We start from the raw sequence: 10888 nt of genomic DNA on the forward strand, positions 1-10888 counted from the left end.
GCATGTCATGGCAAGATCCGACGTGCATAGGTAAGGTAAAGAACGTTCTTGGTGCTACTGTCATAGTTGCACTCGATCCCAACCTCGCTGGAGTGGCACCAATTTACCGGGGGCGGCTCCAACCTATTGGACAAATCGGCTCACTCGTTCGAATACCTCAGGGCCTTATCGATCTTATTGCTACTGTAACTCTTGTAGGTATCGCAGAGCTTGTGGGAAAAGTAGCCCTTTCCGATACTATTGAGCGCGACGAACGCTGGTTAGAAATCCAATTACTTGGGGAGATTGATCGGGCAACGGGGCGGTTTCAACGAGGAGTTGGTGTATTTCCCGGGCTCGATGACCCTGTTCATTTCGCGACACCTGAAGAACTGGCCGTTATCTTCCCCCATGCGGATGATGAACATTTACGATTAGGGTGTTTATCCGCAACCGAAGATGTACCAGTTTGTCTTAACGCGAAAAAGCTTGTCGTAAGACATGCTGCGGTCGTAGGCTCAACAGGATCCGGCAAAACAACTGTAGTGGCATCTTTACTACAGAGCTTTATAAGAGGCGGCTGGAACGCAGCCAATATTGTAGTTGTCGATCCGCATGGAGAATATGGACGTGCTCTTGCCGAGAGCGCCTCCGTTCGTAGTGTGCTCGCTGATGATATTAACCGCCTCAGAGTTCCATACTGGGCATTGCCTGCGAACGACATAGTAAGAATATTTGCCGGCGGGCCAGGCGGCCCCACATTCACTAATCGATTTAACGATCTCGTGGCGCAGGCACGTCGGGAATTCGTTTCGAGCTCTAGCTGGTTAACACTTGATCCAAATGCAGTCACTGCGGATACGCCAGTTCCATTTGATATCCGTCCAATTTGGCACCAACTGGACTCAGAAAATCGTGAGACTCGCCGAGCAAAATCGGATCCCGGAACGGCGTGTCTGGTTGACCCAGGCGATGCAGCTACATTGCGATCAGGCCAATTCGAGCCGTATGGTCCTGGAGGTCAACCGCCTCATCAAAGTCCTACATTCGGAGTCTACGGTTCAACGCCTGATTTAATTCGTTTAGGACTACTTGACCCGCGTCTACGCTTTTTTCAAGAGCCTATGGGTGATCCTTCTGGTACTGACCCACTCGTTGAGGTGATGCAAGATTGGTTAGGTGGGAATCGCGCGATATCGGTCCTAGATTTCAGTGGGGTCCCTGCAGCAGCTGCAGATCTTGCTATCGGCGTCGTTTTAAATATGCTGTTTGAAGTCGCATTGCGTAGTGAGCCGGATGGGCCAGGAATCGGGCGCCCAAGTCCGGTTCTAATTGTCCTAGAGGAAGCACATCGATACCTCGGAGCATCTGCAAGCGCTGCTACGCGCGACTCAGCCAATCGGATCGCCCGAGAAGGGCGTAAATACGGTGTTGGTTTAATGTTGGTAACCCAGCGGCCAACTGAACTCCCGGAAACAGCGCTAGCGCAGTGTGGAACGATAATTGCGCTTCGTCTTACGAATGCCGGAGATCAAGGAGCAATTCGCGCTGCGTTACCTGACAGCGTGGCAGGATTGGCATCGGTCTTACCGTCATTGCGAACAGGAGAAGCGATAGTCAGCGGAGAAGCGCTTGTACTGCCGGTACGGGCGATGCTGGATAAACCGAATCCAATGCCGCGAGCAGAAGATCCTTCGCTCGAGTCTTGGCGTCAAGCTCCGAATCTCCCAAATATAAGTGAACCACTAGCCGCATGGCGCGGTACCTACGAGGCTGAAAATGACTGAATGGATTGCTGTATTTGGTTCGACGCGAATAATTGCAGAAAAATACGATGCGGATTCTGAAACCATTTACGTCAGATTTCCCAATGGCGTGGAGTGGTGGTACTCAGCTTGTCCTCCGCACGTGTGGGAAGCGTTCACCGCGCCAGGACAATCAAGGGGCCAATTTATTCATATGACACTTAACCACAAACCAAATGGGCGAAATGCCTAAACCTTTTCAGCGACGACGCTGCTCAGCCCGGCTTTATACTGGGCAGCGGAGGTCAACGATCAGAGCAGGTCAAAGTTTACGTTAGGCAGATTTCCAACGGCTCTACTCACAGCCAGTGGAGCTACTAACGCCATTCGCCGATTTTTGCCGGGCCTCATGTCGCCATGCGATAGTCAATCGGATGCAAATTCTTGCTTAAAGCAAATGAGTTTTCGCTGACCGAAGACTGAATGAGTGAGCAGATACAATCACGCAGCTGACCCGACTCCGTCTTCCTAGCCAAATCTTCAGCCCCTTTTCCCCCGGCTGAAAATCCGCCGGAGCAAAAGCGGCTAGCACTGTGCCTTTACTTAGAGTTCCCCATCAGGCGTATCAGCCCATCGACTGTACCCTTGCTGAGCCCCACTTCCTTAGCGATTACCGTGATCGATAGCCCTTTCACCACGGCATCCCTTATCGCCTTTCTAATTGGTTCTGGAACCTGCGCCTCACCGGTTAGCGGGTTGATATAGCTGCCTGCATGGTGCGTATTCATCAGTAACTCTAGGCTTTTCTTGGCTTTTGATATCGCCTGACGCGATATTCCTAACCGTCTTGCCATCTCTGATTGGCTGATGCCCTCTTCGTGCATGAGCCAAACTTTTTCGCGCAGCCCAAGTGATGAGGGTTTACCTATCGTGACAACATGCAAGCCTGCATGCACCTGATCATAAGCGACCTTTCTTATTTCCTGAATATCTGGGGAGCTGGGTGGCAGAAAATTGAATGCAAACTCAGATCTTCCCAACCTGCTCAGTGCGGAAAGGTGTCGTTGAAACGCAGGTTTGTAGCGTAGGTCAGCATGGTATTTGGCCGAGCCAGGCTTATGTACATGGCAGTGCCGACTGCTTAGGTTCCCAGCAACGATTCTCTCGACGCGAAACCGCTCAAATACGAGACGCAGCTTTGCAGCCTCGGCTTTCGATATCAAAGTACACGATGGAGAAAGCTGGAGGCTGCTTTCCAGCATCCAAGCCTGAGCCATCCTGGCTTCCTGTTCTTCAGCAGAGAGCTGGCACTGACCTGAACGGACAATTTCACCGACCTCGTAACGCTGTTGAGCTGCAAGCTCGTCCAGTCTGCTGGACCGAATGCTTACACGCCAGCAAAGCTCACAGTAACCGCCATCCTGTGGACGGGTCCGATCATCTATAGCGGCATCAAAGTCCCTCAATGCCTTTGTACGCAGAGGCCTGAAGTGGCGCATCAATCGAAACAAGTCACGTATAGATTCCAAAGCCCCGCAAAGCGATTCCGCGCCTTCGAACGGCGCGCCGTTCGGACTAAGCAAACTACGAATGGCGACCCTAATATTTGAATCCCAGCGATCCAAGTTCTGGAGCTGCCAGTCGATCTCCGGCATATTTTCTGGCCTAGCAGGTATCAAATCGCGAGCCAGAACATCTGCCGTCAGACCGCTTCCATCTATCTCAGGTCGTGCAACGTAAGGTGCTGCGTAAAAAGGTGGTGGGATATGGGCCATTTCCGACAGCCGAGCACCAATCAGCAAACTCTTGGCCCAGTCGCCCTTGTAGCCAGCTAGGCACTGATCAAACGGCCCATCCAAATTCGCCCTCACCAGAGGCCAGATGGGATAGCGCCTGGAGGTTAGGCTCGAAGAAGCGTTAAGTCGACTTAACACCGCTCTGTAGCCAGAAGCAAACTGGGTTGAACAACGAGGATCGTGATCGTAAACATCGAGCAGATTCGTCAGGTAATCGAGACGCGCCATGTCAACCTATAAGTTAAAAACAATCGCCTCATTCTAGGCGTAATTACTCGTAATGTTCTACCTACATTACTCACTGTAGGCAAAGAAACATGACAACCGAAGAGCTAATTCTGACCAGCAACGGGGGCTCTCCCCTACTGTCACTATCGCAGGTCGCAGAGATCCTTCATCGCAGCCCAGAGGGGTTGCGCATAACATTATCGGGGGACAACGACATCGCCCGAAACTTGAAACCCTGCAGGATAAAAATTGGTCGGCGCGTTTATTTCCGCGTAGCTGGCATAGCTCGTTTTATCGACGAAGCGTAAGACTAGCCCGTGTCCGCAGTGACCAAACTATCGCGACTGGTGGAACGGGCTTCCAATCTCCCACCCACTCCGGCGGTAGTATCACTGGAACCAGACAGGTCTGAAAAGGTGCTGACGAGCTGGCCAGACGAAGTGCGAGGCGTACCCAATATCACTCTCCGGTCTGCGCTTTTCGGGTCCAGTCGCTCCGCTAGCAACGCCTTCCTACAGCGCGCTGAAATTTACACTCAAAGGCCTACGCAAATGAGATATACGGGACCACGGTTGGACCAGGGCGATTTAGATGTCTGGATCACGTTGTTGCATATCGCTCGCCAAAAGCAGATGGGGACATCGTTTAAAACCAGCGCATACGAGCTTCTGAAACTACAAGGGAAGACGGATGCCGGGAGTAATAGGAAAACTCTCTACAAGCGTTTGTTCCGACTGGCAGCAGGCAAGCTCGAGATAAGTGCAAAGTGCCATTCCTATACGGGAGGTCTGATTGACTCGATCCATAGAAATGATCAGGAGCAGAAGCTGGTTATCACGCTGAACCTTGAGCTCTCTAACCTATTCGGGCCAAATGACTTCACCCACATCGATTGGTCCGTCCGCAGGGCTTTGAACTCTATACCGCTAGCACAGTGGCTACATGGGTATTTCTCCACCCATGCTGAGCCCTATCCTGTATCAATTGGCACATTGATGATGATGGCAAGCAGCATCAATAGCTCTGCGTCCAGCCGTGAACAGAATCTTCGAAGAGCATTGGACGCGCTTAAGGACGCAAGCAGTCTACACGGACAGACGTTTAGCTACGAAATCAGCAGTGGCAACGTGTATGTCACAAAAACCCCAACCAGTAGCCAAGCCAGGCATATTGCGAGGAAAGCCAGCGGCTTTGAGAGCAAAAAATAGTACCGTAGCGTTGGATAGACGTACCGTAGCATTGGCTAGAAAATACCGTAGCGTCGGCTAGCAAATACCGTAGCGCTGGATAAGTTATCCACAGGCCTAACTGGCTAGAAGCCTTGCCCCTTGAGGGCTGCGCAGACAATGCAGGCCCCCTTAATCCTTTCTAATCATCCTAATACAGCTTTGAGGCCACAATGACTGAGGTCGAAGCAGGCCGCGGCTACGTATACACTGATCTTAGCGATCCAGAAGCGGAGGAAATGCTGGTCAAAGCACAAACGGTGTCCTCAATAATCAGACTCATAGAGGAAAAAGGATTGTCACTTGGTGACGCAGCACGACTGGCGTGCGTTCCACAGGTGCAGTTAAGCAAGCTTCTGATCGGTCGCTTTCAAACTAACGCCCTGATCGATTTGGAAGCCATGCTGCAGGCCCTCGAGGAAATCAATCTACCTGAATTTGATTGGCTACCGCCCAAGGTGCGGCAACAGCTAGAGATATTATAGAAAAATTATTTCAGTGTTCGATGTCCGTCTCATTGGAGTGTAGTGGTCTAGTAACTCCAGACACTCATTCAGGCGAGAATATCACCAGAGAGAAGTGTCTGATTACCACTACAGTTGCCTGCATGACAGGGGCAGGCCAGCTTTTGCGCTCTCCCCCTATCGCGGCCTTTTCCGGTGCGATTCAGGTTCAAGCCCGCTTGGGCAACTTCCAGTTCGGCCGGATGAAGTGGCAGGTATACCCGTTCGGTATCCGTTCCAGATAATCCTGATGCTCCGGCTCCGCTTCCCAGAACTCGCTGGCGGGCTCGATTTGCGTGACCACACGCCCCGGCCACAGCTTGGAGGCGTCCACGTCAGCTGCGGTATCTTCGGCAATATCCCTTTGCTGTTCGCTCAGGTAGTAAATCGCCGAACGATAGCTTGGCCCAAGATCATTGCCCTGCCGGTTAGGCGTGCTCGGGTCATGGATCTGGAAAAAGAACTCAAGAATCTGCCGGTAGCTGATCACCGCCGGGTCAAACACGATCTCAATCGCTTCGGCATGATTGCCGTGGTTGCGGTAGGTGGCGTTCGGTACGTCACCACCGGTGTAGCCGACTCGCGTGTGCAGCACGCCGGGGTAGCGTCGCAACAAATCTTGCATGCCCCAGAAGCAGCCGCCGGCAAGGATGGCGGTTTCGGTTGGGTTGGTCATGGTCTGTCCTTGCGGTTTATGGAGACAGGGATAGTTATGGGGTGATGCCGGGCAATACCAAGCCGGATGAAGTAAAAAACAGGATCGTGTTGCGGAACGAGTAAACGTCTTACAGAAGCCTTGGCGCCTTGCTCCGTTGCCTACCGTTGCGTCAGAATCGGCTGGCTTGAGCGCTTGAGTCAGCGTTTCCAAGATGGCTCGGTCGCTGACAACTCAGTGATCGGGTTTAGTTGACCCCCTACAAACCTGCCAACCAAACCACTATAAGCCCACTCCCCCCACAGTATCCTCCCCAGTCATCGACCTTCTCAATCACCCGATCAAAACATCCGATTAGCCATCCTCCGAAACATTCCGTAACGTTGTTTCCCGGTGCGACAGATGCGCGCACCGCTTGAGCTTTTAATCCCCCCGCTCAGCCCACGACCACGCACGAGCCCACCATGTCTTTGAACACCCCGCAGCAAATCGCTGAAATTGCCGTCGAAAGCGGCGTCAAGAAGGCCCACCTGGGCCTGCCGTCATTGATGATCCTGGGCTTTCTGGCAGGGGCTTTCATTGCCCTCGGGTTTCTTCTCGATATTCATGTCAGCACGATGATCCCTCACGAGTGGGCGTCGCTGGGCAATCTGCTGGGCGCTGTGGTGTTTCCGGTCGGGCTGATTCTGGTGGTGCTGGCCGGTGGCGAGTTGCTGACCGGCAACATGATGAGCCTGCCCATGGCGCTGTTCGCCGGGCGTATCGGTCTGGGTCAGTTGGTGCGCAACTGGGTACTGGTGACGCTGGCCAACCTGATCGGCGCGCTGTTCGTCGCCTATTGTTTCGGCCATGTGGTGGGGCTGACTGAAGGCGCCTTCATGGCCAAGACCGTGGCCATCGCCAATGCCAAGGTGGGGGCCAGCTTTGAACAGGCCTTCATCTCCGGCATTGGCTGCAATTGGCTGGTGTGCCTGGCGGTGTGGCTCAGCTACGCGAGCAAGGACGTGATCGGTAAAGTGGTCGGCATGTGGTTTCCGGTGATGGCATTCGTCGCGATCGGCTTTCAGCACATCGTCGCCAACATGTTCGTCATTCCTGCAGCGATCTTTGCCGGCGCCTTGAGCTGGGCGCAGTTCGGCGACAATTTCGTCCCGGTATTTTTGGGTAACGCGGTGGGCGGCGCGGTGTTCGTCGGCCTGGCCTATCATTTGGCTTTCTTCAATGCGGCAACACGACCTGCTGAGCTGTCCAGGACCAGCGGCGCGCAAGCTCCGAAATAATCTGACGCCATATAAGCTCTGCGGTGAAAAGAGATGACGACCGCAGAGCAAACCAGCAAGTTGAAGAGCAAAACTCACGTCACAAGCAAATAGTCGAGTTGCTCGACAAGAGCAGCCTTTGATTTGAAATGAAGCCGACTCCTCGCGTGCCTGCTGCCAACCCATGCCGCACACGTTCAGACACTGTCCATAAAACCGATCCACGCCGCCAGCAGCAACAAAACCGCCAGCACTCTATTCATGCACTTCACTCGCCAAGGCGATGTGAGCCAGCGGGTCGAGCCTGCGCCCATCAGCGCCCAGCTGCCGAGGCAGGGCAAGGAAATCAGAAAGAACACCAGCGCCAGGTAAGACACCGGGTTGCGCTGGCTGAATACACTGACCACCGCCAGCGCCATGACCCAAGTCTTGGGATTTACTATTTGCAGTGCTGCTCCACCGATAAAGCCGATCGGCAGGCTGTTTTGCCGCTCGATTGAGTCGGTCGGGCTGGCACCTATCTTCCAGGCCAGCCAGGTCAGCCACAGCACGCCGACCCATGCCATGACGCGCTGAGCATTGGGGATCGCGAGCAGTGAGTGGCCGACACCTATGCCGACGAGCAACACCAACAGTGCAGCGCCGGTGCAGGCTCCCAGAATCAACGGTACAACGGCGCGCCAGCCGAAGCGGGCACTGTTGCTTAATACCAGGATGTTGGTGGGGCCGGGGGTGATCGAGGCGACGAAGGCGAACAGTATGAAAGGCAGCATGATCGGCAATCCAGGGCTGAAAAAGCCCATGCTGCGACATACCGCAGGATCAGTCTGGAAGGTTTGAGCAGCGCAAGCGATAGGCCGCCGGGCTAAGTCCGTAGGCGCGCATGAACCAGCGGCCCAGATGGCTTTGGTCAGCGAAGCCCAGATCGCTGGCCACCTGAGCGGGCCAGATTCCGGCTGCCAGCATTCGACGAGCCTTGGCCAGGCGCAGCTGTACCAGATATGCATGAGGCGGCAGGCCGAAGGCGGCCTTGAACGCCCGCGTCAGGCGAAAGCGGTCGACGCCACAAACAGTTGCCAACTCGTTCATGCCCACGTCCTGATGCAGATGCGCGTGCAGATAATCCCTCGCCCGCAAGGCCACTTGCGGCAAGCGCGGATCGGGATCGGTCATGCGTCGCCATTGCACCCGATCAATGAGCTGCGCCAGTAATTCATCCAACGCGCTTTGACGAACGATGCGTAGCTCATTTTGGTGCAGCGCCGTGAAAGCGAACGTGACCGCGTGAGCCAGCCGTGATTCGGTTTGCAGGGTGTTGGCGAAAGAAGGCAAATGCTGGTCGGGAGCCTGTTCGAACAACCCACTGAGCTCCCGGCTCAGCCAATGCGGGTCCAGGTACAGCATCTGATAGGTGAACCCTTCGGCGCACGGGGCATTGCCATCATGGATTTCTCCCGGCTCCAGTGTGAACACCTGCCCGGGCGTGCTGGCATGGCGCTGACGGCGGCAATTGAACTGCTGCACACCTTGCCGGGTAACGCCCACCAGATAGCTGTCATGCCAATGGGGATCATAGGCATGCCCCTGAAAGTGCGCGTGCAGCGTCTCGATGCCTGTATCAAGGTCGCGAGCGAGGTCTATCCAGTGTGTGGAAGGCATAAAACACCTGAATCGATGAAAGCGATTGGTTATCGCTGACGTCAGAAGGTGAGTCTGGAACATTCGTGCATTCATCTTCCTGGTCCGACTTTCCTTGAAGGTGCATGGGATGCTGGTGATACGGTCGGGGCGGACACAATGAGTTCGCCAAACACTCGCAACGCTCGGTAGAGCCTTAAGACTCAAGGCCGCGGCGAACCGTCAATAAAAGCGCAAATCGACCTCTCCATAGTCGGGACGAGTGAACTCACACGAGCCGTGATACCTTCGCCGCCCAACTCATGACAAGGAGGTCGCCATGCGCACCCTTTACACCCCCCTGATTCTGGCATCAGCAGTATTTGCGTCTGGTTGCACCATCAAGCAAACAGTGACTCCCGTCGAGCTGTCTTCGGACCTGGCGCCGGAAATCTGCATGATTCCCGCCGATGGCCTGCGCGAGGGATTCAATACAACCTACGTAAGATTGCTGACCGAGAAAGGCTTCCATACACGACAAATCCCGCCGGGCAGCAGCCCATCCAGTTGCCCTTTGACAACGACTTATATCGGGACCTGGAGCTGGGATATGGCGATCTACATGAGTTACGCCGATATTCGCGTTTATCAATTTGGTCAGCAGGTCGGTCAGGCTGAGTATGATTCACGCTGGGGTGGCGGTCGCGTAATCGATAAATTTATCGATGCCGAGAAAAAGATAACCGAAATGACTAATCAGTTATTTCCAAAGGGCGCGGCCGGACTGAAGGGAGCCAAAGGTTCGAACTCTGTTGCCGGCAGATCGCCGCTGACAAAAGAGGCTTACCAGCAGCAACAGCTTGATCTGCTCAAAGAGCAGGCACTCCCCTATGCTGACTATCAAAAGCGCTATAACCAGATCATGGCTGAGTAAGACCTTATGTCAGCCCACTCGACAAACTGTAGCCAATAGGCCACACTCAAAGCTATGACGAATACCACCGAGTACACCATAAGCACCACGTCTCAGTTCGATGACTGGCTTGACGGTGTGAAAGATGCAAAAGGCAAGGCTGCTGTATTGGTCCGTTTGGATCGAGCCAAAGCAGGCAACTTTGGTGACTCTGAACCAGTGGGCGAAGGCGTAAGCGAAATGCGGGTTTTTGTAGGCCCAGGGTATCGTGTTTACTACGTACGCTCGGGTCAAGCCGAATACCTTATGCTTTCGGGTAGTGACAAAACCGACCAAAGACGCGGTATCAAGGAGGCGAAAGCGATTCTTGATGCCATGAGGGTAAGATCAAATGACTGAAATCAAATCAACTCCAGAGGAGATGCCTATCCTCAACCTCAACACATCCGGTACCAGCCGCTATGAAGCCTCCCGCTTTCTCGACAATCCGGAAACGATCAGTGCTTACCTTGCTGAAAGCATGAAGGCAAAAGATCCTGAATTACTCATGAAGGCTTTGTCCGAGGTAGCGAAAGCGCAAGGAGTGAACAAGGTTGCCCGAGATGCCGGGGTTAATCGGGAAAGCCTTTATAAATCGCTTAAGGGCGGCGCGAAGACTCGCTATGACACCATTAGAAAGCTGATGGAGGCCGTTGGAGTAGAGCTAACCGTGCAGCCAATTGCGACGAATTCTGTTGATAGCGGGTCAAGTAAGCAACCGCGGCAAGCAGCAAAAGTAGCCTCGGCCAAGGCTGCTGCAAAGCCTAAGCTCGTCAGAGAGGGCACCACAGGCAAGGCCAATAATGGCCAGCGCGCAGCGAAAAGCACTGTAGCCAGCGCGTGAGCTGTCCAGGCATGGCTTCCGGATGCGGAAGCCAGCAGTCAAATCGATGGTCTTACTAATACGTGTGGCGTGTAGTGACGACCT

The 10888-nt window shown here is 54.0% G+C and carries 12 protein-coding genes; 8 read left to right on the plus strand and 4 right to left on the minus strand.

All coding sequences use genetic code 11. The features are described 5' to 3' along the window. The first annotated feature begins 2 nt into the window (after nt 1-2). Entirely contained in the window at nt 3-1766 is a 1764-nt protein-coding gene (locus tag LCH65_RS22120) for an ATP-binding protein (RefSeq protein WP_080479913.1), read from the plus strand. A gap of 557 nt (nt 1767-2323) precedes the next feature. Here the strand turns inward: LCH65_RS22120 and LCH65_RS22130 are convergent. Continuing rightward, a complete protein-coding gene (locus tag LCH65_RS22130; RefSeq protein ID WP_226439796.1) occupies nt 2324-3748 on the minus strand; it encodes a helix-turn-helix domain-containing protein in 1425 nt (474 codons plus the stop codon). Between the two features lie 89 nt (nt 3749-3837). Between LCH65_RS22130 and LCH65_RS22135 the strand changes: the two genes are divergently transcribed. The 3 genes from LCH65_RS22135 (at nt 3838) to LCH65_RS22145 (ending at nt 5459) form a co-directional block, all read left to right on the plus strand. Then, entirely contained in the window at nt 3838-4056 is a 219-nt protein-coding gene (locus tag LCH65_RS22135) for a plasmid-related protein (RefSeq protein ID WP_080479916.1), read from the plus strand. Between the two features lie 108 nt (nt 4057-4164). Beyond that, a complete protein-coding gene (gene trfA, locus LCH65_RS22140) occupies nt 4165-4956 on the plus strand; it encodes a plasmid replication initiator TrfA (protein WP_226439827.1) in 792 nt (263 codons plus the stop codon). 191 nt (nt 4957-5147) lie between these two features. Next, nucleotides 5148-5459 carry an XRE family transcriptional regulator gene (locus tag LCH65_RS22145; RefSeq protein WP_003372370.1) on the plus strand — a complete coding sequence of 104 codons (312 nt, stop codon included), beginning with the start codon at nt 5148-5150 and terminating at the stop codon, nt 5457-5459. Nucleotides 5460-5646: 187 nt separating this feature from the next. On the opposite strand, the gene msrA is transcribed toward LCH65_RS22145, so the two are convergent. Beyond that, a complete protein-coding gene (msrA, locus tag LCH65_RS22150) occupies nt 5647-6153 on the minus strand; it encodes a peptide-methionine (S)-S-oxide reductase MsrA (protein ID WP_003372371.1) in 507 nt (168 codons plus the stop codon). Nucleotides 6154-6596: 443 nt separating this feature from the next. On the opposite strand from msrA, the gene LCH65_RS22155 reads away from it, so the two are divergent. After that, on the plus strand, nt 6597-7412 hold the full coding sequence (locus tag LCH65_RS22155; RefSeq protein WP_058416080.1) for a formate/nitrite transporter family protein: 816 nt from the start codon (nt 6597-6599) through the stop codon (nt 7410-7412). 176 nt (nt 7413-7588) lie between these two features. Here the strand turns inward: LCH65_RS22155 and LCH65_RS22160 are convergent, their stop codons facing one another. Both LCH65_RS22160 and LCH65_RS22165 read right to left on the minus strand, forming a co-directional pair. Further along, nucleotides 7589-8164, minus strand: a complete 576-nt coding sequence (locus LCH65_RS22160) for a LysE family translocator (protein WP_226439797.1) — start codon at nt 8162-8164, stop codon at nt 7589-7591. A 49-nt stretch (nt 8165-8213) separates the two neighbouring features. After that, a complete protein-coding gene (locus LCH65_RS22165) occupies nt 8214-9050 on the minus strand; it encodes an AraC family transcriptional regulator (protein WP_003432637.1) in 837 nt (278 codons plus the stop codon). Between the two features lie 298 nt (nt 9051-9348). Here LCH65_RS22165 and LCH65_RS22170 point away from each other — a divergent pair, with 298 nt between their 5' ends. The 3 genes from LCH65_RS22170 to LCH65_RS22180 are packed head-to-tail and all read left to right on the plus strand — an operon-like array spanning nt 9349 to nt 10804. Then, entirely contained in the window at nt 9349-9942 is a 594-nt protein-coding gene (locus LCH65_RS22170) for an Sbal_3080 family lipoprotein (RefSeq protein WP_003432636.1), read from the plus strand. Nucleotides 9943-9996: 54 nt separating this feature from the next. Then, nucleotides 9997-10320, plus strand: coding sequence for a type II toxin-antitoxin system RelE/ParE family toxin (locus LCH65_RS22175; protein ID WP_072366997.1), 324 nt, complete (start codon nt 9997-9999; stop codon nt 10318-10320). Beyond that, on the plus strand, nt 10313-10804 hold the full coding sequence (locus LCH65_RS22180; RefSeq protein ID WP_003372378.1) for an addiction module antidote protein: 492 nt from the start codon (nt 10313-10315) through the stop codon (nt 10802-10804). The genes LCH65_RS22175 and LCH65_RS22180 overlap by 8 nt, the downstream gene beginning before the upstream one ends. Nucleotides 10805-10888: the final 84 nt, after the last annotated feature.

This window comes from Pseudomonas sp. MWU16-30316, from assembly GCF_020515645.1.
Lineage (GTDB): Bacteria > Pseudomonadota > Gammaproteobacteria > Pseudomonadales > Pseudomonadaceae > Aquipseudomonas > Aquipseudomonas cerasi.